At 57.8% G+C, this 22,613-nt stretch carries 22 protein-coding genes; 8 read left to right on the forward strand and 14 right to left on the reverse strand.

The genetic code is table 11. The features are described from left to right. Window positions 1–7: 7 nt before the first annotated feature. The 4 genes from ACOTTU_RS10495 to ACOTTU_RS10510 all read left to right on the forward strand — a co-directional run bounded on the left by ACOTTU_RS10495 (window position 8) and on the right by ACOTTU_RS10510 (window position 2,962). Entirely contained in the window at window positions 8–451 is a 444-nt protein-coding gene (locus tag ACOTTU_RS10495) for a MaoC family dehydratase (protein WP_298920669.1), read from the forward strand. A gap of 77 nt (window positions 452–528) precedes the next feature. After that, window positions 529–1,461 carry a bifunctional riboflavin kinase/FAD synthetase gene (locus ACOTTU_RS10500; protein ID WP_425657872.1) on the forward strand — a complete coding sequence of 311 codons (933 nt, stop codon included), beginning with the start codon at window positions 529–531 and terminating at the stop codon, window positions 1,459–1,461. Then, window positions 1,458–1,928, forward strand: coding sequence for a YcgN family cysteine cluster protein (locus ACOTTU_RS10505; RefSeq protein ID WP_425657873.1), 471 nt, complete (start codon window positions 1,458–1,460; stop codon window positions 1,926–1,928). The genes ACOTTU_RS10500 and ACOTTU_RS10505 overlap by 4 nt, the downstream gene beginning before the upstream one ends. Next, a complete protein-coding gene (locus ACOTTU_RS10510; protein WP_425657875.1) occupies window positions 1,928–2,962 on the forward strand; it encodes a threonine aldolase family protein in 1,035 nt (344 codons plus the stop codon). The genes ACOTTU_RS10505 and ACOTTU_RS10510 overlap by 1 nt, the downstream gene beginning before the upstream one ends. Before the next feature lie 37 nt (window positions 2,963–2,999). Here ACOTTU_RS10510 and ACOTTU_RS10515 read toward each other — a convergent pair whose 3' ends face one another. Continuing rightward, complete coding sequence (locus ACOTTU_RS10515; protein ID WP_425657877.1) at window positions 3,000–3,743, reverse strand: alpha/beta fold hydrolase; 744 nt, start codon at window positions 3,741–3,743, stop codon at window positions 3,000–3,002. Next, a complete protein-coding gene (locus ACOTTU_RS10520) occupies window positions 3,740–4,339 on the reverse strand; it encodes a 2-hydroxychromene-2-carboxylate isomerase (protein ID WP_425657879.1) in 600 nt (199 codons plus the stop codon). The genes ACOTTU_RS10515 and ACOTTU_RS10520 overlap by 4 nt, the downstream gene beginning before the upstream one ends. Window positions 4,340–4,453: 114 nt before the next feature. Here ACOTTU_RS10520 and ACOTTU_RS10525 point away from each other — a divergent pair, with 114 nt between their 5' ends. Continuing rightward, window positions 4,454–5,473, forward strand: coding sequence for a ribose-phosphate pyrophosphokinase (locus ACOTTU_RS10525; protein WP_298920659.1), 1,020 nt, complete (start codon window positions 4,454–4,456; stop codon window positions 5,471–5,473). Between the two features lie 159 nt (window positions 5,474–5,632). On the opposite strand, the gene ACOTTU_RS10530 is transcribed toward ACOTTU_RS10525, so the two are convergent. The 6 genes from ACOTTU_RS10530 to ACOTTU_RS10555 form a co-directional block, all read right to left on the reverse strand. Next, window positions 5,633–6,049 (reverse strand): F0F1 ATP synthase subunit epsilon, encoded by a 417-nt coding sequence (locus tag ACOTTU_RS10530; RefSeq protein ID WP_298920658.1) that lies wholly within the window; start codon window positions 6,047–6,049, stop codon window positions 5,633–5,635. Window positions 6,050–6,061: 12 nt separating this feature from the next. After that, window positions 6,062–7,486, reverse strand: a complete 1,425-nt coding sequence (gene atpD, locus ACOTTU_RS10535; RefSeq protein WP_298920657.1) for a F0F1 ATP synthase subunit beta — start codon at window positions 7,484–7,486, stop codon at window positions 6,062–6,064. Between the two features lie 19 nt (window positions 7,487–7,505). Beyond that, the gene (locus ACOTTU_RS10540) at window positions 7,506–8,381 is read right to left on the reverse strand and encodes a F0F1 ATP synthase subunit gamma (protein ID WP_425657882.1); all 876 of its coding nucleotides are present in this window, start codon (window positions 8,379–8,381) and stop codon (window positions 7,506–7,508) included. A gap of 11 nt (window positions 8,382–8,392) precedes the next feature. Next, window positions 8,393–9,931: a F0F1 ATP synthase subunit alpha gene (atpA, locus tag ACOTTU_RS10545; RefSeq protein WP_298920655.1), complete on the reverse strand. Its 1,539-nt coding sequence runs from the start codon at window positions 9,929–9,931 to the stop codon at window positions 8,393–8,395. Then, window positions 9,932–10,492, reverse strand: coding sequence for a F0F1 ATP synthase subunit delta (locus tag ACOTTU_RS10550; protein WP_298920654.1), 561 nt, complete (start codon window positions 10,490–10,492; stop codon window positions 9,932–9,934). It lies immediately after the preceding gene. 316 nt (window positions 10,493–10,808) lie between these two features. Next, window positions 10,809–11,543, reverse strand: a complete 735-nt coding sequence (locus tag ACOTTU_RS10555) for a methyltransferase domain-containing protein (RefSeq protein ID WP_425657885.1) — start codon at window positions 11,541–11,543, stop codon at window positions 10,809–10,811. 62 nt (window positions 11,544–11,605) lie between these two features. Here ACOTTU_RS10555 and gloB point away from each other — a divergent pair, with 62 nt between their 5' ends. Both gloB and clpA read left to right on the forward strand, forming a co-directional pair. Beyond that, a complete protein-coding gene (gloB, locus tag ACOTTU_RS10560) occupies window positions 11,606–12,373 on the forward strand; it encodes a hydroxyacylglutathione hydrolase (RefSeq protein ID WP_425658350.1) in 768 nt (255 codons plus the stop codon). A 175-nt stretch (window positions 12,374–12,548) separates the two neighbouring features. After that, window positions 12,549–14,870, forward strand: coding sequence for an ATP-dependent Clp protease ATP-binding subunit ClpA (clpA, locus tag ACOTTU_RS10565; RefSeq protein ID WP_425657887.1), 2,322 nt, complete (start codon window positions 12,549–12,551; stop codon window positions 14,868–14,870). A gap of 126 nt (window positions 14,871–14,996) precedes the next feature. Here clpA and ACOTTU_RS10570 read toward each other — a convergent pair whose 3' ends face one another. The 3 genes from ACOTTU_RS10570 to ACOTTU_RS10580 form a co-directional block, all read right to left on the reverse strand. Further along, entirely contained in the window at window positions 14,997–16,934 is a 1,938-nt protein-coding gene (locus ACOTTU_RS10570) for a peptidoglycan -binding protein (protein ID WP_425657889.1), read from the reverse strand. Between the two features lie 2 nt (window positions 16,935–16,936). Continuing rightward, entirely contained in the window at window positions 16,937–18,121 is a 1,185-nt protein-coding gene (locus tag ACOTTU_RS10575; protein ID WP_298920646.1) for a biopolymer transporter ExbB, read from the reverse strand. Between the two features lie 75 nt (window positions 18,122–18,196). Beyond that, on the reverse strand, window positions 18,197–18,727 hold the full coding sequence (locus tag ACOTTU_RS10580; RefSeq protein ID WP_298920644.1) for a gamma-glutamylcyclotransferase: 531 nt from the start codon (window positions 18,725–18,727) through the stop codon (window positions 18,197–18,199). Window positions 18,728–18,792: 65 nt separating this feature from the next. On the opposite strand from ACOTTU_RS10580, the gene ACOTTU_RS10585 reads away from it, so the two are divergent. Further along, on the forward strand, window positions 18,793–19,797 hold the full coding sequence (locus tag ACOTTU_RS10585) for a DUF2125 domain-containing protein (RefSeq protein ID WP_425657891.1): 1,005 nt from the start codon (window positions 18,793–18,795) through the stop codon (window positions 19,795–19,797). On the opposite strand, the gene ACOTTU_RS10590 is transcribed toward ACOTTU_RS10585, so the two are convergent. The 3 genes from ACOTTU_RS10590 to hisC are packed head-to-tail and all read right to left on the reverse strand — an operon-like array spanning window position 19,794 to window position 22,590. Further along, window positions 19,794–20,591: an extensin family protein gene (locus tag ACOTTU_RS10590; RefSeq protein WP_425657893.1), complete on the reverse strand. Its 798-nt coding sequence runs from the start codon at window positions 20,589–20,591 to the stop codon at window positions 19,794–19,796. The genes ACOTTU_RS10585 and ACOTTU_RS10590 overlap by 4 nt on opposite strands. Beyond that, the gene (locus tag ACOTTU_RS10595; RefSeq protein WP_425657895.1) at window positions 20,588–21,508 is read right to left on the reverse strand and encodes a prephenate/arogenate dehydrogenase family protein; all 921 of its coding nucleotides are present in this window, start codon (window positions 21,506–21,508) and stop codon (window positions 20,588–20,590) included. The genes ACOTTU_RS10590 and ACOTTU_RS10595 overlap by 4 nt, the downstream gene beginning before the upstream one ends. Continuing rightward, window positions 21,505–22,590: a histidinol-phosphate transaminase gene (hisC, locus tag ACOTTU_RS10600; protein WP_425657896.1), complete on the reverse strand. Its 1,086-nt coding sequence runs from the start codon at window positions 22,588–22,590 to the stop codon at window positions 21,505–21,507. Before hisC ends, ACOTTU_RS10595 begins: the two co-directional genes overlap by 4 nt. Window positions 22,591–22,613: the final 23 nt, after the last annotated feature.

Here is a 22,613-nt window from a genome sequence, read left to right on the forward strand (position 1 = left end):
GGTCATCATGTTGGACAATCTGCCCCGCGGAACGATTTGCATCGAAGACATCGAAATGGGCATGTCCCGCCATTTGCAGAAAGTAATCACCGATGAGGATATCGAGATGTTCGCCCAGATCTCGACAGACCGGAACCCGGTGCATCTGGATGATGACTATGCGCGCGATACGATCTTCGAAGGACGTATCGCGCATGGCATGCTGACAGCCGGGCTTATCTCCGCGGTCATCGGCGAACAGCTGCCGGGGCATGGCACGGTCTACATGGGCCAGTCACTCAAATTTCTGGCGCCCGTGCGACCCGGTGATCTGGTTTATGCCGAAGTGAAGGTCATTGATATCGAAATGGCCAAGCGTCGTGTGAAGCTGGAGTGTCATTGTTCGGTTGATGGCAAGAAAGTCCTGATCGGCGAAGCGATGGTTATGGCCCCATCGCGCAAATTCGACTGACCCGGCATTTGCAATCGGGATAATGCCCGTGCGCAGACCGGCTTGCGTGTCTTGCGTGGTGTGTTTACCCAAGGCGCATGAGAACCATCCGTGACTACCAGTTTGTTGCGCCAGACGACCGCAGTGCCAGCGCGGCGATCGGCAATTTTGACGGCGTGCATCTGGGGCATCAGTCAGTTATCGACATCGCCCGCTCAGCCGAACCCGCAGCACCGCTAGGTGTTGTCACCTTTGAGCCGCACCCCCGCGTTTACTTCGCACCATCCTCCCCCCCCTTTCGCCTAATGAGCCGGGAGGCGCGCGCCAGTCGCCTTGAAAAACTCGGCGTTGAGCGGCTTTACGAGTTGAATTTTAACGCAGCGCTCGCGGCGCTGGCACCGGAGGAGTTTGCTCAACGGGTCATTGCTGATGGGTTCGGGCTGCGGCATGTCATCGTTGGCGCGGATTTTTGTTTTGGAAAGGGTCGTGCAGGCACAGCCACCGACCTGCTTGCCTTTGGTCAAACCATGGGCTTTGGCGTCACGATTGCCCCGCTGATTGCGCAATCCGATAAAACAATTTCCTCCACCGCCATCCGGAAGGCGCTGAGCGTCGGCGACCCCAGGTTGGCCGCCAGCATGTTGGGACATTGGCACCGCATCGAAGGGCCGGTCATCGGGGGCGAACAACGGGGACGTGAACTTGGATACCCGACAGCGAATATGTCCATAGACGGGCTGCATCCTCCGGCGTTCGGTGTCTATGCGGTTCTCGTCGATGTTCTCGATGGGCCACATACCGGCAGCTACCAGGGCGTGGCATCAATGGGTGTGCGCCCGATGTTTGGTGAAAACCGACCCAATCTTGAGACCTTCATTTTTGATTTCCAGGGCGACATCTACGGCGCACAACTTTCGGTTGGTCTGGTAGAACACCTCCGACCAGAAGAGACCTTTGACAGCCTTGACGCCCTGATTACACAGATGGACGCCGACAGTGCCACGGCACGCCAGATTTTGAGCGCGCTGTGACTGACCCAATTGACCGAAATGGCCTTGCGGATCGGTTTTGGGAACGCAAGCCCCTTGGCAAGCTGAGCCAGAGGGAATGGGAATCTCTTTGTGACGGCTGTGGCAAATGTTGCCTCAACAAACTGGAAGATGAGGACAGCGGCGCGGTCGCCCTGACCCGGATCGCCTGTCGCCTGCTGGACGATTCCACCTGTCGCTGCGCGCATTATGAAAACCGGCATCAGTTCGTGCCGGATTGCATCGTGTTGAAACCAGACAATCTGGACCGCCATGCCTATTGGATGCCCGAAACCTGCGCCTATCGGTTGTTATGGCAGGGCGACCCCCTGCCCGATTGGCACCCGTTGATCAGCGGCACGTCACAGTCGGTTCATGACGCTGGCGTTTCGGTGCAGGGCTGGACATTAAGCGAATTCGATATCCCGGAAGATGAATGGGAAGACCATGTTATTGAGGAGCCGACCTGATGTTTTTTGCGTCTGACAATGCAGGAGCCGCACACCCGAAGGTCATGCAGCGGGTGATGGATGCAAATGACGGATACGCGATGCCCTACGGGGCCGATCCCATCATGGATGAGGTGCGCGGCAAGATACGCGAGATCTTTGAGGCGCCCGAAGCCGCCGTCTATCTGGTCTCGACCGGAACGGCGGCGAATGTTCTGGCACTCGCCTGCCTTTGCAAACCATGGGAAACGATCTTTTGTTCAGAAGTGGCGCATATTCAGGAAGACGAGTGCAACGCGCCCGAATTCTATAGCGGTGCGAAACTCAGCCTTGTCTCCGGCGGCGACAAGATGACGGCGGACGCGCTGCGCGCGCGGATTGAGATGGAAAACACCCGCGGGGTTCATGGACCGCAACGCGGACCCGTCTCCATTACCCAGGTGACGGAGCGCGGCAGCCTCTATTCGCTGGAAGAACTGAACGCGCTGACCGAGGTCGCCAAATCATATGATCTGCCGGTGCATCTTGATGGGGCGAGGTTCGCCAACGCCCTTGTCGCCCTGGGGTGTTCTGCGGCGGAAATGACCTGGAAAGCAGGCGTCGATGCCGTGAGCTTTGGCGGCACAAAGAATGGGTGTCTTGGCGTCGAAGCGGTTGTTCTCTTCGATCCCGAGAAAGCCTGGGAATTCGAGTTGCGGCGTAAACGCGGTGCCCACCTCTTTTCCAAACATCGCTATCTGTCGGCGCAAATGGCAGGTTATCTTGAGGGCGGAACCTGGCTTCAAACGGCCAGGGCTGCGAATGAGAATTGCGCCCATCTCGCCAAGGGCTTGCAGCAAAAAGGGGCTGAATTTCTTCACCCGCCGCAAGCCAACATGATTTTTGCGCGCTTCCCGCGTCATCTGCACCAACGTCTGCATCAGGCAGGGGCCGTCTATTATATGTGGGGATGTACTCTGGAAGGTGACGATCCTGATGAAATGCTGGCGGCGCGTTTTGTCTGTGACTGGTCGATCACAACAGACCAGATAAACCAGTTTCTAAGTCACTTCTAGGAGCTCGGCAATTTCCGCAGCCACCGCTGCCGGATGGCTAATGGGCGACATGTGCCCGGCGCCTGATATGGTGACACGCCGCGCGTTTGGCAGGCGCGCTGCGAGCGCTTTGATGAATCGCATCTATCACGTCAGCCGTGTGCTCGCCCTGGATCAACAGGCAAGGCATATGCGCCCTGCCAAGGGCACCCTTTGCGAGCAATCCGGGTTCATCATCGATGATCGCGGGTGACTGCCCCGGCACCAGATGCATCCGGTCGGCCATGTACTGACGGGTTATGCAGGGAATATCGTCCCATTTCGTGCCGTCTCCCCAAAACCGGTTGAATAGACGTGCGGCGCGCATCTCGTCTCCGCTTTGCAAGGCTGTGAAATAGGGTTCGGCCTCCACCTCATGTGCTTTGACACGCTCTGGCGCGTCGGCGATCGCTGCGGCCATGAAGACCGGCTCGATGAGCGCGAGGCTGCGCACAAGATGCGGATGCTCAACGGCCAGGCGAAGGGCGATTGTTGCTCCGAACGAATGCCCAATGACATCCATCGGCTCGGGCAATTGGCTTAACGCGGCATCGGTACAAAGCTGGTGCAGGTCGTTTTCACCGTCCCATCGCGCGCTTTTCCCATGCCCGGGCAAATCAATGGCAATAAGCCTCAAACGATCGCCCAAGGCGTCACCAACGCCGCGCCAGGCACCGGAATGCCCGAGGGTGCAATGAATGGCCAGCGCGGCACGGGGTCCATGTCCGAAATAACGAACATGCGGGCGAAACTCCTTGGTCATACCTTCCCGGCGAGATGAGCCTCCAGGTTGTCGATGCGATCCTGGCCCCAGAACCGCTGGCCGGCATCGGTCACATAGAAGGGTGAGCCAAACACGCCCTTGTCCACCGCTTCTTCGAGGTTGGCGGCATAGGTTTCCGCACCTACAAGCAATCCGCTGTCCGCCAATGATGGGTCAAACCCGGCCTCCTCAAGACACCCCCTCACAACACTGTCCTCGGCAATATCCTTCTCGTCCGACCAGACAGAACGGCAGATGGCAAACATCAGTTTGCCAAGATCACCACCCCCCGCATTCTGTGCGGCGATAAATGCATAAGACGAGGGAGCCGCGTTGGTCGGCCAATGCGCCGGTTGCAGATTGAGCGGCAATTCCAGCAGGGCTGCCTGACGCACCAAATCCAGCGCACGGTATTCGATGCGGTTGGGGTGGCGATCCTTGGGGGGCGTGCCCCCTGTACGCGAAAACAGCGCCATGATGTCCAGAGGTTTGTACGTGATCGTCGCGCCATGTTTCGCGGCGACCTCTTCAACACGATTCCCGGCCAGGTAGGCATAGGGAGAAATGGTAGAAAAAAAGAGATCAATATGTGCCATTTTAGGGCTCCTTGAGGGCGCGTGGTTCTTTGCCGATTGGTAAGGCCGTGTTAGGTGAAGTCAACATCACGAATCTGTCACATTTCCCTGTTGCTGCTCCTGGAAACCTCCCCCATGCCCCACGTCCAAGAACCCAAGCTGATCTCTGGCAATGCCAATATGCCGCTAGCCAAAGCCATCGCGCGCCGCATGTCGATGCACCGTGGCATTCAGACCCAACTGGTCGATGCGAGGGTCGAGCGGTTTAACGACGGCGAAATTTTTGTTGAGGTTTTCGAGAACGTGCGGGGTGAGGACATGTTCATCCTTCAGTCGACCTCCAACCCCGCGAATGACAACTTGATGGAATTGCTGATCATGGCAGACGCCCTGCGGCGATCGTCAGCTGCACGTGTCACGGCCGTACTGCCTTACTTCGGCTATGCCCGACAAGACCGCCGTACCAAGGCGCGCACGCCGATCACGGCAAAGCTAGTGGCCAACATGCTGGTTGGAACCGGCATTGAGCGAGTTCTGACGATGGATTTGCACGCCGCACAGATTCAGGGCTTCTTTGATATCCCTGTGGACAACCTCTATGCGTCCCCGATCTTCGCATTGGACATCAAGACGACCTTCAAGGACCGGATGGGGGAGCTGATGGTGGTATCACCGGATGTGGGCGGTGTCGCCCGGGCGCGTGAGCTGGCCAAGCGGATCAATTCTCCGCTCGCCATTGTGGATAAACGCCGCGAAAAGCCCGGTGAAGTTGCAGAAATGACAGTGATCGGCGATGTGACGGGTAAAACCTGCCTGATTGTCGACGATATTTGCGATACGGCTGGCACCCTATGCAAAGCAGCCGAGGTCTTGCTGGCGAAAGGCGCGAAGGAAGTGCACTCCTACATCACCCACGGCGTGCTGTCCGGACCGGCCGTGGAGCGGGTCACCAGCTCAGTGATGAAATCATTGGTGATCACCGATTCCATCGCCGCGACGGAACCGGTGAAGGCCGCGTCAAACATCCGCATCGTGCCGACGGCACCGGTCTTCGCACAAGCGATACTGAATATCTGGAGCGGTACTTCTGTGTCTTCTTTGTTTGAAGCAGACACGTTGAGCCCGATATACGATGGTATGTACGCAGCCGAGTAAGCTTTGGCAGCCCGCTCTTACGCTGATCTGAGACGTAGCTGACAACGCAAGCTATGGCTTGCCCGCCAAGAACAGGTTGCCCCGATCTAGACCGCCAAATCAAAAAAGGCCCCGCGATTGGCGAGGCCTTCTTGATTGTCTGGAATGGGTTGCTCGACGTCAGAGACCGATGTGATCGCCCACTGCCACCATGTCCGCGAGCAGTTTCGCCGCATCGTCAACGGGCCCGGGCTCATTCACAAAAACCTCCTTGGCCTTTGCGTGCGCTTCTTCCGCCTCTTTGACGAGCTCTGCATGTACATCTGCGGAAACTTCATCACGCGGCATCGCACGTTCAGCCAGCACTGAAACACCCGTCGCGGTGATTTCCGCAAAACCGCCCGTCACGACGTATTGCGTTGTCCCGTCAGGACCCTCTGCCGTGAGCAGCCCGGGGCGCAGCGTTGTAATGGTCGGCGCGTGGCCTGCCATTGCGGTCATATCCCCGTCAGCGCCTGGAATCTGAACCGATACGACCTGCGCAGAGGCAAGCCGCCGCTCGGGCGAAACCAGGTCAAATTGCGTCGTATCTGCCATCAATCCGGCTCCTTAAGCAGCGTCAGCCGCCATTTTTTCAGCTTTCGCTTTCACTTCGTCGATGCCACCCACCATGTAGAAGGCACCTTCCGGCAGGTGGTCGTATTCGCCAGCCACAACTGCTTTGAAGCTTTCGATGGTGTCGGCCAGCGGCACCTGCACACCGTCGGACCCGGTGAAGACCTTCGCCACGTCGAAGGGCTGCGACAGGAAACGCTGGATTTTCCGAGCACGGGCCACGGTCAGCTTGTCCTCTTCGCTGAGTTCGTCCATGCCGAGGATCGCGATGATATCCTGAAGCGACTTGTAGCGTTGCAGGATACCCTGAACGTCACGGGCAACCTGGTAGTGCTCCTCGCCAACAACGGCCGGGTCCATCAGGCGCGACGTGGAGTCGAGCGGGTCAACGGCCGGGTAGATACCGAGCTCGGAGATGGCACGCGACAGAACGGTTGTCGCGTCAAGGTGCGCAAAGGAGGTCGCAGGTGCAGGGTCGGTAAGGTCATCCGCGGGCACGTAAACGGCCTGCACGGAGGTGATCGAACCGGCCTTGGTAGAGGTGATGCGCTCTTGCATCTGGCCCATGTCGGTGGCCAGCGTCGGCTGATAGCCCACAGCAGAAGGAATACGGCCGAGCAGAGCGGAAACCTCGGAACCTGCCTGCGTGAAGCGGAAGATGTTGTCCACGAAGAACAGAACGTCAGTACCGGACTGATCGCGGAACTGTTCGGCCAGCGTCAGACCGGTCAGAGCCACACGCATCCGCGCTCCGGGAGGTTCGTTCATCTGACCGTATACGAGGGCCACCTGGGAATTCTCCAGGTTCTCGGGGTCGATCACGTTGGATTCGATCATCTCGTGATAAAGGTCGTTGCCTTCACGGGTCCGCTCGCCCACACCCGCGAACACGGAGAAGCCCGAGTGCACCTTGGCGATGTTGTTGATCAGTTCCATGATGAGAACGGTCTTACCAACGCCCGCACCGCCGAAGAGGCCAATTTTACCACCCTTGGCGTAGGGAGCCAGCAGGTCGATCACCTTGATCCCGGTTTCCAACACTTCGGAGGTTGTGGATTGTTCCGCAAACTCCGGCGCATCCTGGTGGATCGAACGTTTTTCAGACGCGTTTACCGGGCCCTTTTCGTCAACAGGCTCGCCCACAACGTTCATGATCCGGCCCAGGGTGGCGTTACCCACCGGGATCGAAATCGGACCGTCCGTGTCGGTCACTTTCTGACCGCGCACGAGGCCTTCGGTGGAGTCCATCGCGATGGCGCGCACTGTATTCTCGCCGAGGTGCTGTGCGACCTCAAGGATCAGACGGTTGCCGTTGTTGTCTGTTTCAAGCGCGTTCAGAATCTCCGGCAGGTGATCCTCAAATTGAACGTCAACGACCGCGCCGATGACCTGTGTAAGTTTGCCGACTGCATTTGCCATGTCGTTTCTCCGGTTTGTTCTACAGCGCTTCCGCGCCGGAAATAATTTCGATCAGCTCGTTTGTGATGACAGCCTGACGGGAGCGGTTGAACTCGATGGTCAGTTTATCGATCATCTCGCCCGCATTGCGCGTCGCGTTGTCCATCGCCGACATGCGCGCACCCTGTTCCGATGCGCCGTTCTCAAGCAGGCCTGCAAAGATCTGCGTGGCAACACCGCGGGGCAGCAAATCCGCAAGGATTGCTTCTTCTGACGGCTCATAGTCAAAAAGCGTCGAGGCCTCGTCGCCTTCCTCCGCCTCGAAAGACGCCGGAATGATCTGCTGCGCAGTCGGGATTTGGCTGACCACGTTCACAAACTTCGAGTAGAAGAGTGTGGCCACATCGAACTCATCCGCATCAAACCGACCCAACACATCCTTGGCGATGCTTTGAGCGTCTGTATAACCGATGCGCTTCACTTCGGTGAGATCAACATGGCCGATGTAGTATTGGCCATAGTCACGCTTCATCTGATCGCGGCCTTTCTTGCCGACCGTGAGGATTTTCACCTCTTTGCCTTCGGCCATCAGTTTGGTCGCATGGGTACGCGCGAGTTTCGCGATATTGGAGTTGAAACCGCCGCACAGACCTCGTTCGGAGGTCATCACGATCAGTAGCTGCACCTGATCACTACCCGTTCCGGACAGCAGTTTCGGCGCAGAATCTGAACCGCCGACGGAAGCCGCGAGCCCTGCCATCACGGCATTGAACCGTTCGGTGTAGGGACGCGACTGTTCCGCAGCTTCCTGCGCGCGGCGCAGCTTTGCAGCTGCAACCATTTGCATCGCTTTGGTGATCTTGCGGGTCGATTTGACCGACTCGATCCTGTTTTTTAGGTCCTTAAGACTGGGCATGGGCCTACCTCTTAAGCGAAATCAGCGGCAAATTCGTCGAGAGCAGCCTTGATGCTATCGGCCAGATCGTCTTTCACCTTGCGGTCGTTGTTGGTGATGTCGTCCAGCAGAGCCTGATGTTTGGCGCGCAGATGCGCCAGCATGCCCGCCTCGAAACGACCGACTTCTTTTACGTCGACCTTGTCAAGGTAGCCGTTGGTGCCCGCGAAGATGACGCAGACGATTTCGGCGTTTGTCAGCGGCGAATACTGCGGTTGCTTCATCAGCTCGGTCAGACGCGCACCCCGGGCCAGCAACTGCTGGGTGGAAGCGTCAAGGTCAGAGCCGAACTGAGCGAAGGCCGCCATTTCGCGGTATTGCGCGAGGGACAGTTTCACCGGACCCGCCACCGAAGACATCGCCTTGGTTTGCGCCGAAGACCCCACGCGGGAGACCGACAGACCGGTGTTCACCGCAGGGCGGATGCCCTGATAGAAAAGCTCGGTTTCAAGGAAGATCTGACCGTCGGTGATCGAGATCACGTTGGTCGGAATAAAGGCCGACACGTCGCCACCTTGGGTTTCGATGATCGGCAGAGCTGTCAGAGAGCCGTTGCCCGCGTCGTCACCCAGCTTCGCGGAACGTTCCAGAAGGCGGGAGTGGAGGTAGAAAACGTCGCCCGGGTAAGCTTCGCGTCCGGGTGGACGGCGCAGCAGCAGGGACATCTGACGGTAGGAAACCGCCTGTTTGGAAAGGTCATCATAGATGATCAGCGCGTGGCGGCCATTGTCGCGGAAATGCTCGGCCATCGCGGTCGCGGAGTAAGGTGCCAGGAACTGCATCGGCGCAGGCTCAGAAGCGGTCGCGGCCACAACGATGGAATATTCGATCGCGCCTGTCTCTTCGAGCTTCTTCACAAGCTGTGCCACGGTCGAACGCTTCTGACCGATCGCAACATAGACGCAGTAGAGCTTCTTGCCCTCGTCGTCACCCGCCGCATCGTTCACAGACTTCTGGTTCAGGATCGCGTCAAGCGCCACAGCTGTTTTGCCGGTTTGACGGTCACCGATGATCAGTTCGCGCTGACCACGACCGATGGGGATCATAGAGTCGACGGCCTTCAGGCCGGTCGCCATGGGTTCATGTACCGACTTGCGCGGGATGATGCCCGGCGCTTTGACGTCGGCAACGCCGGTTTTCTTGGCACCGATCGGGCCTTTGCCATCAATCGGATTGCCCAGACCATCCACAACGCGACCCAGCAGTTCGTCACCTGTTGGCACGGACACGATGGAGTTCGTGCGCTTGACCGTGTCGCCTTCTTTAATGTCGCGGTCAGAGCCAAAGATCACCACACCGACGTTGTCGGATTCAAGGTTCAGCGCCATGCCCTGAATGCCACCGGGGAATTCGACCATTTCACCGGCCTGAACATTGTCCAGACCATATACGCGGGCGATACCGTCACCGACGGAGAGCACGCGGCCCACCTCGGCCACTTCGGCTTCTTGACCGAAATTCTTGATCTGGTCCTTCAGGATCGCAGAAATCTCTGCTGCTTGGATACCCATTTATCCGACCTCTTTCATTGCATTCTGGAGGGAATTCAGTTTCGAGCGGATCGACGTGTCGATCATGCGCGAACCAACTTTGACAACAAGACCGCCGATGAGGCTTTCATCAACGGTCGCATTGAGTGTTACGGTTTTACCTGTGGAGGCTTTGAGCGTCTTGGCCAGCTTGTCGGCCTGTGTTTTCGTCAGTGCCTTGGCCGAGACGACATCCGCGGTTACTTCGCCTTTTTCGGCGGCGATAATATCGCGAAGAGCGGTGACCAGCTGTGGAAGCACAAAGAGGCGACGCTTCTGCGCCATGAGCGAAAGCGTGTTGGAAAACGTCTCCGACAGCTTCATCTTCTTGGCGATCGCAGAGATTGCAGCGCCTTGCTCCTCGCGGGAATATATCGGTGAATGGATCAGGGCCCGAAAATCGTCGCTGTCGCCCAAGGCGGATTGCAATGCTTCAAGATCGGCCTCCAGGGCCTTTACCGCTTTGCCGTCCTTGGCAATCTCGTAGACCGCCGTGGCATAACGCCCGGCAATGCTCGTGGAAATCGAAGCTGGTTCTGACACGTCCACCCTTCCGATGTTCTGGCCCCGGATATGCGAATAGATCGCGTCACCGAGAGTGTTGGCGCGGCTTGAATTTACTCAAGACGTCGAAATCAGCGGTGATGTAGCAGAGAGGATCACACCCCGCAACATGAGATCGCGAAGTGCGGATTATGCTCTTTTCTCATGTTTTCAGCAGCTTGGCAAAGGTGCGACGGTTTGGCCCCGAAGAAAAATTAACAAAAGACGCGTTTGCGAGGCCAAATTCCGATTCCCAATCGCAAAAATCGAGCAAAATATCAGTCAGTGAGCAGATGCTCGCATCCGGCCTTAACCGTTAAATCGGCTTGGCGGTCGGCTCCAGAACCGCTGACGGGCTGAGGCGGCGCGCCTTCTGAACCTTTCCCTTGGGTGGATAAACAAGTTTTGTCGCCTCCACCATGAAAGCGCCGCCGGCCATCATCGTCGGCATCCGCCTTCCGAACTTTTCAAAGGCCGGTCCGGATTTCATCCAAATGCGTTTGGAGGATGGCACCTGATAAAGAGCGCCTGCATGCCATTCGGGTAAAAACTGATGTTTGCGCAACTGCGTTTCCAGTTGCGACGGAGAATAAGGGCGCCCAAAACCAAAAGGCGTGCGGTCCCGACGCGCCCAGAGCCCCGCGCGGTTGGGAACGATAAACAATGCGCGCCCCCCCGGCCCAAGCACCCGCCAACATTCTTCCAGGAGATCATAGGCGCGTTCTGAGGTCTCCAACCCGTGCAGAACGACCAGCTTGTCCACATGACCGGTTTCCAGGGGCCAGAGCGTCTCTTCGGTCAATACGGAAACATTCGGAAGCCCGGGGGGCCAGGGCATCACACCCTGTGGCCCCGGCATCAGCGCGATCACGCGGCGGGCCTCTTTCAGATACGGTCGCAGCAACGGTGCGGCAAATCCATACCCCGCAACCGTTTGCCCCTTGGCTTCCGGCCAAATCTCAAGCATGCGCGATTGCAAGCTCGCCTGAGCGGCGCGGCCCAGGGCGGAGCGGTAATAGAAGTTGCGCAAGTCCTGCACGTCCAGATGCATTGCAGCCCGTCCCGGTATCGGTCACTCTGATGGCAGTTTCGCAAACCATGAGGAAAATGACCATGCCCATTGAGATCGTGACCGTCCCCTGCCTGTCGGACAATTACGCCTTCTTGGTGCACGACAGTGCCTCGGGCCGGACAGCTTTGGTGGACGTGCCGGAAGCGGTGCCGATTCTGAATGCCCTCAGCGCACGGGCCTGGCGACTGGATGAAGTCTGGTTGACCCATCATCATCCTGATCACGTACAGGGGCTTGCGCGCGTCCTCAAAGATCACCCTGCGCAAGTCACGGGCGCTGGCGCAGACGCTCACCGGTTACCGCCTCTGAATCGGCGGGTCGGTGATGGCGACACCTTTGACTTTGCCGATCAGTCGGTTTTGGTGCTGGATGTGTCCGGCCATACGCGCGGACACATCGCATTTTATGTTCCCGGCGCGGATGCCGCCTTTACCGCAGACAGCCTGATGGCGCTTGGATGTGGGCGGCTGTTTGAGGGCACCGCAGATCGAATGTGGGATAGCCTGACGAAGCTAATGTCTTTGCCACCAGAGACACAGATATTTTCAGGGCATGAATACACCGCGTCCAACGCTAAGTTTGCGTTAACCATTGATCCCGATAATCCTGAACTTATATCAAGAAGCAAGGAGATAGCGACGGCCCGCGCCGCTGGTATTCCGACCGTTCCTTCAACCCTCGCACAGGAAATGGCGACAAATCCGTTTCTGCGTGCCTCTAACCCTGACATTCGCCACCGTCTGGGTCTTCCAGATGCCACCGATGTTCAGGTTTTCGCTGAAATCCGTGCCCGCAAGGACGCTTTCTAACGCCTATATTGCAGCCTTTCATGTCGCTTTCACATAAATTGTGACCGCAAAATCAAAGAAAAAACTTGAAGAGGGGCTGCGATCAACCAAACTCTAACACTATGAGGCCATGGTTGGCTGAAGGATCTGCTTGAATCAGATCCGCCACCGACCCCGATCAGAAGGAGCGCTTATTGTGCCTTCATTTTCGACCACACTGGAACAGGCAATTCATTCTGCGCTGGCCTTGGCCAATGCACGTCGCCATGAGTTTGCAACTTTGGAGCATCTATTGCTCGCCCTTATTGATGAGCCGGATGCGACCCGGGTGATGCAAGCCTGCAGTGTCGATGTGGATGATTTGCGCGCGACACTTGTGGAATTCGTCGACGAAGATCTCAGCAATCTGGTGACGGATGTTGACGGCTCAGAAGCGGTGCCCACCGCCGCCTTCCAGCGGGTCATTCAGCGCGCGGCCATTCATGTGCAATCGTCCGGGCGCACGGAGGTGACAGGCGCCAACGTGCTTGTCGCGATCTTTGCCGAAAGGGAAAGTAACGCGGCCTACTTCCTGCAGGATCAGGATATGACGCGCTATGACGCAGTCAATTTCATTGCGCATGGCGTCGCAAAAGACCCCGCTTTCGGCGAACCCCGTCCCGTGTCCGGCGCGCCGGAGAGTGAGGAGGAGACCCAAGGTGTTACCGAGGGGGAGAAAAAGGAAAGTGCGCTCGAAAAATACTGCGTGGATTTGAACGCCAAATCACGCGAGGGCGATATCGATCCGCTCATCGGGCGCGATGCGGAAGTCGAGCGATGCATTCAGGTGCTGTGCCGTCGCCGCAAAAATAACCCGCTGCTGGTTGGCGATCCCGGTGTTGGCAAAACTGCCATTGCAGAAGGGCTTGCACGCAAAATCGTTGGCGGCGAGACACCTGAGGTTTTGGAAAATACCACGATCTATTCGCTTGATATGGGCGCGCTCTTGGCGGGCACCCGCTATCGCGGTGATTTCGAGGAACGTCTAAAAGCAGTTGTTGCGGAACTGGAACAACACGACGACGCAGTTCTGTTTATCGACGAAATTCACACAGTGATCGGTGCGGGTGCCACATCCGGCGGCGCAATGGATGCGTCAAACCTTTTGAAACCCGCGCTTGCGGGCGGCAAACTTCGCACAATGGGCTCCACGACCTACAAGGAGTTCCGCCAGCATTTTGAAAAGGACCGTGCGCTGAGCCGCCGGTTCCAGAAAATCGACGTAAATGAACCCTCTGTCGAGGATGCGGTGAAAATCCTGCGCGGGTTGAAACCCTATTTCGAGGATCATCACTCGGTCAAGTATACGGCAGATGCGATCAAATCCTCGGTGGAGTTGGCGTCTCGCTATATCAATGACCGCAAACTCCCCGATTCAGCCATCGACGTGATCGACGAAGCGGGCGCTGCGCAACATTTGGTGGTTGCCGCCAAGCGCCGCAAAACGATAGGCACAAAGGAAATTGAGAATGTGGTTGCCAAGATTGCCCGCATTCCGCCGAAAAACGTGTCCAAGGATGACGCGGAGGTCCTGAAGGATCTCGAGGGCTCTCTGAAGCGTGTGGTCTTTGGACAGGATAAGGCGATAGAGGCACTCTCATCTGCCATCAAATTGGCACGTGCGGGTTTGCGTGAGCCAGAAAAACCAATCGGTAACTATCTCTTTGCGGGGCCAACTGGCGTCGGGAAAACCGAAGTGGCCAAGCAACTGGCGGACACTCTGGGGGTCGAGCTGTTGCGGTTTGACATGTCCGAATACATGGAGAAACACGCCGTAAGCCGACTGATTGGCGCACCTCCGGGATATGTCGGATTTGATCAGGGCGGTATGCTGACAGATGGCGTCGATCAGCACCCACATTGCGTGCTCTTGCTCGACGAAATGGAAAAAGCGCATCCGGATGTCTACAATATTTTGTTGCAGGTCATGGATCATGGCAAACTGACCGATCACAATGGACGTACGGTTGATTTCCGTAATGTCGTATTGATCATGACATCAAATGCCGGTGCCGCAGAACAGGCCAAGGAAGCAATCGGTTTCGGTCGTGATCGTCGCGAGGGTGAGGATACCGCCGCAATCGAACGCACCTTTACGCCGGAATTCCGCAACCGACTGGATGCCGTCATCAGCTTTGCACCGCTGCCGAAGGAAGTCATTTTGCAAGTGGTTGAAAAGTTCGTACTGCAATTGGAAGCTCAGTTGATGGATCGCAATGTAACCATCGAACTTACCAAACCTGCTGCGGAATGGTTGGCTGACAAAGGATATGATTCCAAAATGGGTGCGCGTCCCCTTGGCCGCGTCATTCAAGAGCATATCAAAAAGCCTCTTGCCGAGGATTTGCTGTTTGGCAAGCTTGCCAAGGGCGGCATTGTGAAAGTCGGCATCAAAGGCGGAGAAATTGATCTCAAGATCGATGGCCCCGACAAACCGCGACTGTCAGGCGACAAACCACCGCTGCTGACAGCGGACTAAGCCACTACAGTTTGTTACGCATTTTCCCGTCCTGAATAACATCAGGGCGGGTTTTTTTGCCTTATATCCAATGTCTGCGCCGTTAAACTTTTTCGCGCTGGATGTAACTCGGCAGTGAAATACTGGCTATTTCTCGGTAAACTTAAGCTCGATCCGTCTGTTCTGAGCCCGCGCTTCTTCGTTGTCGCCTAAAGCAACTGGCTGAAACTCACCAAATCCGTTTGCGGCAAGCCGGTTGGGCGGAATACCCAAAGCGCTGACCATATATTTCACAACCGACAACGCACGCGCCTGGCTTAATTCCCAGTTATCGGCAAATTGGCCAAAACCCGATAGCGGCAAGTCATCAGTGTGCCCATCGACGCGGATGATCCAATCAATTTCCGGTGGGATATCACCCGCCACACTTGCCAAAATACGCGCAACTTTTGCCACCTCATCCTGACCGGCAAGAGAAAGCGTGGCGCTGGCGGGCTCAAACAGAACTTCGGAAGAGAACACAAACCGATCACCCTCAATGCGCACACCCTCCTGCCGACCCAAAACATCTCTCAACCGACCGAAGAATTCTGATCTGTATTGCGCGAGATCCTTGGTTTCCTCAGTCAGCCGCGCAGCCTCTTCCGCCAGACGGGCGGCTTCCTCTTCCAGTCTCAGTCGCTCGGCTTCTTCAAGCTGGGCACGGCGCCGTTCTTCTGCGGCAACCCGCGCCAGCGCGGTATTCAGATCAGACCCCAGAGATTGAAGGCGGACCTGAGAGGCGGCATCCCGCGCCACCGCGTCGTCCAGCAATGCTTGTAGGTCGCCCAGTTGGGTTCGTAGTGCGGCCACTTGCTGGTTCAGCAACTCGGCTTGTCTTTGCGCATCTGCACTGATCGTTTCCTCCTGCGCCAGGGCGCGTTGCGCCTCGGCCAGCAGCGCTGCGCGACGCTCCGTTTCCGTCGTCGTATCCTCCGCCAAGGTTTGCGCCGCGAGCTTGGCTGCCAATGCCAGTGCCAATTGCTCGCGCAACCGCTTCTGCTCTGCTTCAAGATTCTCTTGTGTGGCTTGCGCGCTTTCAATTGTTTCCTGATCGGCCAAGGCTTCGGTTTCGGCAGCCCTCAGTTGCGCCTCCAACGCCCGTTCAGCCTCGCGCAGAGCGCGCGCCTCTTCGGCCGTGGTTTCAACCGTTTCCGCCAGACCTTCTGCGCGCAGCAATGCGGCTGCCAATTGCGCATCAAGATCATTTTCCGCAGCCCGCGCCGCAGCCAACAATGTCAGAGTGTCCTCAGCCTCTTTGCGCTGCGCCTCTAGGGCCAACGTCATGGCCGTTAGCTCCGCGTCCGCATCCGCCAGCCGGTCCCGCAGCGCTTCGGCAGCGGCGGCTTCCGCCAATCGAGCAGCTTCTTCATCACTTAACGCCTGCGCAGTCGATTCAAGCTCGGCAGACAGCGCATCGACCTGCCCCTCAACCTGAGCATTGCGTGACCGCAGATCAGCAACAAGCGCATCCAAGGCTTCGCGGCGCGCAGCCGCCAACCGCGCTGCCTCGACCTGAGCATCGATTTCCGTACGTGCCGTCGCCAAGGCAAGGTTCAGCGCTTCCTGCTCGCTTAACAATTCCGCCTGGGTGCTTTCGAGCGTATCGCGCCTCTCTTCCAGTGACGCAACATCCCGAAGGGCTGAATCACGTTGTGAGATCAGGGCCGCAACCTGTGCTTCGAAACTGGTAATTTGTGTTTGGGCCTCCAGAAGCGCCGTTGTCTGAGCATCGCGGGTAGCGATCAAAGAAGCGATGCGGGCCTCCGCATCATTCAAATTCGCATCCAGCGCGCCAATGCGTTTTTCAAGGTTTGAGTTGGTCTGTTGCTCCAACCCCAAGGCCTGCGCCAGCGCGGCCACCTCACCCGCCAATTGATCTAATTCCGATTCCTGCCCGGTGATCCGCTCCGTCAGAACAAATTGCACAACCATGAAAATGGTCAGAACGAACATCAGGACAAGCAGCAACCCTGTCATCGCGTCAACGAAACCCGGCCAGATCGAGGCCTGGAAGCGGGCACCGGTACGTCGTGACAAGGCCATTGTCAGTTCCCTTCGGGTTTTGACTTCATGGCAGAACGGGCGCGTCGCGGGCTCAATGCATCGGTCAACCGGGAGATATCCATTCGCAATTCTGCCATGCTTTCCTGCCGACCTGCGGAAATCTCTTCGAGAATACGGAGCATCTGCACGTCGATTGAACGGAGCCGCATGCGGCTCTCTGCATCAATGCCATCGCCTTGGCTCTGGTTCTCCAACACTGTTATGAGACGCTCCTGCCCCGCCGCAACCCGTTCAAGCGCTGCCCCGGACGGATCAGGTCGATCCATCCGATCGGTCATGCGCTCGATGGATGTCGCCAGCGCATCCAGCCGCTCCTGGACCTGACCCCGGCTGACGTCCGTCTCTATGAACATCTGCTGGAGCACTTCCATCTGCTCGGCCATATGGTCCACAACCCCCGCCAGAATGCTCTGATCGCTGGTTGCATCGTCTCCTGACGAAAACCCCACGCGTGTAATGGAACTGAGCCACTCTTCAAGCTCACGATAGAACCGGTTCTGTCCGTGCCCGGCAAAAAGCTCAAGCAAACCAACGATCAGTGATCCCGCAAGTCCCAGCAAGGAAGAGGCAAAGGCAACGCCCATGCCGCCAAGCTGTGTTTGCAGCCCGCTCATCAGTCTGTTGAAGACCTCGACACCGCCCTCACCCTCTTCCGGAGCGAGGCTGCTGATGGTTTCCACGATCGCCGGAACTGTTGTCGCGAGCCCATAGAAGGTTCCCAGAAGGCCTAGGAAAATCAGCATGCTGACAATATAGCGCGTAATCTCGCGCGCTTCCTCGATCCTGTTCACAACGGAATCAAGGATGGAACGGGTAGAGGATGCGCTGACCTGCATGCGTGCCCCCCGCGAGCGCAGCAGGGAGGCCAGAGGGGCCAGCAATTGTGGTGCCTTGATGCTACTGTCTAGGCTATCGGTGGCGAAGCGTTCGATCCAACGGACCGACCCAATCAGTTGGAAGACCTGATAGAAGCAGGCGAACACACCGATGATGAACACAAAAATGATGAAGCCGTTGAGGTAGGGGTTGGCCTCAAAAACCGGCAGTACACGCGGCAACGCCAGAAAGCTGCCAAACCCGGACAGCGCAAGGACAATCAGCATCAGCGAAATTTGCCGCACCGGCTGCGAGAAAACCGGTCGTACCTCGTGGTCTGGCAATGCCATGCGCTCTTGCTCCTGCGCGTTATTGTTCTGCTCTTGCGGCAGCTTACACTGAAATGCGCCGCCAGCGCCAAGGATTTATGCGGTCAGGTGGCGGACCCGTTGGCTGAGCCATTCCAGATCAGGATCATGCAATCCAATCTCTGTCAGATGCGCGGCGGTGTTGTAGAGGTATTCGGTATTCGGGCCCATGCCACCCTTGGCAGTCGAAATGATCTGTGCCTGCTGTTCCAATGGCATTCCGCCACAATACTGCACATGATCCGGGTTGATCACGTAGCACAGCGCCTGCACCCTGCGCCCATCGGTTAGATCAATGTCAAGCTCACGCTCAAGATAGGCGGATGAGATCAACTCCCGCTCCCGCAGGTAGCTGAGTGTCGTGGCTTCCTGCCCCGATGCAACCGCCAGCGCCACACCTTCGCAGGCATGTGCCGGTTCCTCGTCCAGCGCCAGCACCAATCCGGGATGTTCTTCCGTGCCACGGTGGTGAATGGACCACATACAGAACGACCGCGCATAGCCGGGCAGCGTTGCTACAACCTGCTCTGCCACTTCGAAACCGGGATTCCACAGGAGGCTGCCGTATCCGAACACCCACATTGTCATCTTGCTGGTTCTCCTTGACTGCATTGCGTAAACCTCAATTCAGCGGAAAGGGAAAGGGCTGTGTAATGTGGCGACTTATCCGGTTTGTTTTGCTCGCAGCCTTGGCAGTAAGTGGTTGGTGGGCCTTCGCCACCTTTGGGGCCGTGCGAGGTATCGATCAATGGCTCGCTCAACGGCAGGTCGATGGCTGGCAGGCAGAAACCTCCGCGATTGGCTTTCAGGGATTTCCCAGCCATGTGCATCTCTTTCTGAAGAAATTGACGCTGGCCGATCCGTCAACCGGCGTTGCTCTAGACGCCTCAGTTTTGGAACTCCGGGCACCTGTCTGGGCTCCTGGCGATATTCGCATTGTCCTGCCCGGCGATCCCATTTTGTTGGCAACCCCTGAAGGGCGCGCGCGTCTCCTAGTACAAAAAGGGCGCGTCGATGTTTCTTTGAAACCCAAGGCTGCGATGGCGTTGGAAAAGATGAAAACATCTTCAGACGCCTGGCTTCTGGATAGCCTTGCCGGTGATTTCCTGGCGGGCGGAAAATCGCAAATGGTCTTACATCAGGATGAAGAGATACCTGAAAAATACACCCTCGATCTGCGCGTTGACGCTTTGCGTCCGGGAGAGATTCCCCGCGCGGCCCTTTTCATCCCGCAGCATTGGCCGGTCAGTTTTGACAGTTTCAACGCCAGACTCTCGGTCACATTTGACCGGGTTTGGGACATATCAGCGTTGGAGGTTTCTCGTCCACAGCCGCGCCAGATCATCATCAACCAGGCTGAAGCGGTCTGGGGCGCGCTGCAATTGCGGTTTGCCGCGACCCTCGATATCGACCCGGAGGGCGTTGCGACCGGAACTGTCAAGGTACAAGCCCGCAACTGGCGCGCCATGCTGGCTCTGGCCGAAAATGCGGGCGTTTTGCCGCGCGCCCTGCGACCGCAGTTTGAACAAGCGCTCTCCGCCCTCGCCGGTCTTGGCGGTAACTCTGAGGCGCTGGATTTGACGCTCGCACTCAACGACGGGCTGATCTCTGTCGGGTTTTTGCCGCTCGGTCCCGCGCCACGTTTCATATTGCGCTAGCGGCAATAGGTCGCGGAGCGGTATCGGGCAGTGTCAAAATGGAAGTGATCACGATGATGGCTGTCGGCGTTGGGACCCAGCACCGTCCCGAACGGGCCACAGGCACCACGTTGAAGCCTGCGCATGACCTGGCTGGTTTCACGCGCGGTCCAGCCCTTTAATACCGTAATCGTGGACCCATCCCGCAGCTGAAAACCCGAAATATCAATCGCGCGCCCTTTTCCATGCTCTGAGATACGCGCGCCTTTTTTGTTATTCCGGGTTCGGCATGCGTAATGTGCAGCAACGCGCAGGCTCTTGAGTCCGCCCCCATTTTTTTGAAGCGCGGGTTTGGCCGTGTTGTCCACCCAGGATTTGAGTGCGCGCGCGGTGTCGCAATCCATCACTGACCGTTGGCTGAGGCTCACGCCGGATACCGAGCGGACCCGCACGGCCTGAGCCACACCGCACCCGGAAATTCTGCCCGGCTTGGGACCGAGGGTTTCTCCTTGCAAATCAAGGTCACCGCAGACCGCGCCCTTGGCGCGCAGCTTTCTTTGTTTTCGTGCCAGACGCTTGACCGCACGTGTCCGCATTTTCGGGCGCAATGAGGTTTTTGGCGCAATTCCAGTTGGTAGTGCTGCCTTTGCTGCCGCCGCGCGCTCCGGTGCTTCGATTGCGCCGGACCCGTCGAGGGCAAGCGGCAACGAACCGCTTGCTGTGGACCCCGGCCGCCCGACAGGGCGTTTGACCGCCTCTGGCGCAGCAACTGCGACGCCGGCCAGAAACGTGAAAAGGAACGCAAGGGTCTTCATTTGGGTTGTTTCACGCGACCGAAATCCGGTGCATCCGTATCTTGTCCTGCCTCGATGATCCCACGACGGATCGCACGGGTCCGGGTGAAATAATCATGCAGGTGATCCCCGTCGCCGGTTCGGATCGCACGCTGCAGGGCAAAAAGCTCTTCGGTGAAACGCCCCAGAATTTCCAGTGTCGCGTCCTTGTTGGTCAGAAACACGTCCCGCCACATGGTTGGATCACTCGCAGCAATCCGGGTGAAATCACGAAAACCCGCAGCGGAATATTTGATGACTTCACTGTCTGTGACGCGGCGCAGGTCGTCTGCCACGCCAACCATCGTGTAGGCAATCAAATGCGGCGCATGGCTGGTGACTGCCAGAACCAGATCATGATGGTCAGCGTCCATTTCTTCGACATTGCTGCCGAGCCCTTCCCAAAACGCGCGCAATTGCGCCACGGCGTCCCTGTCTGATCCGTTAACGGGCACCAGCAGGCACCAACGATTGTCAAAAAGCTCGGCAAACCCTGATTCCGGACCGGAGTGCTCTGTGCCCGCCAGAGGATGACCCGGAATGAAATGCACATTATCCGGCAAATGCACGGAGACATTTTCAATCACGTCTCGTTTGACGGAGCCCACATCGGTAACCGTCGCGCCCGGTTTCAAAAAGGGCCCAATCTCGGCGGCGACAGACGCCATCGCACCCACTGGCACACAGAGCACCACCAGATCGGCTCCTTCTACCGCCTCTGCCGCGCTTTCGCAGACCCGGTCACAAAGACCGATCCGGCGGGCGGTTTCGCGTGTCTCGGCGCTGCGCGCAAAGCCCGTGACTTCGCCTGCTAATGATCTCCTCTTGCTCGCCCAGAACATGGACGAGGCGATCAATCCCAATCCGATCAGCGCAACACGGTCGTAGATGGCGCTCATTCCACCCCCTTAAAGGAGGCCAATGCCTCCAGCACACAGCTGACATCTTCCGCGCGCCCTACCGTAATACGCAAGGCGTCCGGGAACCCATAGCCTTTCACCAGGCGGACCAGAATACCCGCATCCTTGAAGTGCTGATCAGCGGCAAGCGCTTCGGGCTCATTCGCAAACCGCGCCAACACGAAATTGGCCTGGCTTTCGTCACAAGCTATCCCAAGCTGGCGCAGCCCGCCGGTCAGGCGCACCCGTTGCTCTGAGTTTTCCTGCAAACAGGTATCGACGAAATCGCGGTCGCGTACGGCCCCTTGCGCCCCGGCCAGTGCCACCGACGACAGGTTGAACGGCCCACGCACACGGTTCAGCACGTCGATCACATGTTGTGCCGCATAGCCCCAGCCAACCCGCAGACCACCCAGCCCGTAGAGTTTGGAAAAGGTGCGTGTCATCACCACGTTTTCGCGCGCCTCCACAAGGGTCGCACCCCCATCGTAGCCCTCAAAAAATTCCGCATAGGCACCGTCCAACACCAACAGGCAATTTGCGGGAACCGCATCAGCTAGCCGCGTCACTTCCCCCGTGTCCAGCGCAGTCCCGGTGGGGTTGGCCGGGTTGGCAAGGTAGATTAGCCGAGTTGCGGGGGTGATCTTCTCGATGATTTTGTCGACATCCACGCGCCGCTCTGTCTCCGGTGCAACAACCGGCGTGGCCCCCGCAGACAAGGCGAAAATCCTGTACATCGAAAAGCCATGTTCCGGATAGAGCACTTCGTCTCCTGGCCCGGCGAATGCCAGCGCGAGCAGGGTCAATATCTCGTCCGATCCGACACCGCATATGATGCGGTCTGGGTCCAGCCCGTGCACATCGGCAATCGCTGACCGTAATTCCGCATGATCCGTTGTGGGATAGCGATGCAGACCTGCGGCGGCCTCGGCAACCGCTGACATGGCTTTCGGGCTGGCACCAAAGGGGTTCTCGTTGGAACTGAGTTTCAGCGGATCGGCCTGCCCGTCGATACTGGACGCCCCGCCCTGATAGAGAGCGATATCCATGATACCGGGTTGCGGGCATAGGGATGTGGTCATCGGGTCGTCTCCTGTCCGGCGGA

This window comes from Roseobacter sp. EG26, assembly GCF_049830555.1.
Classification (GTDB): domain Bacteria; phylum Pseudomonadota; class Alphaproteobacteria; order Rhodobacterales; family Rhodobacteraceae; genus Roseobacter.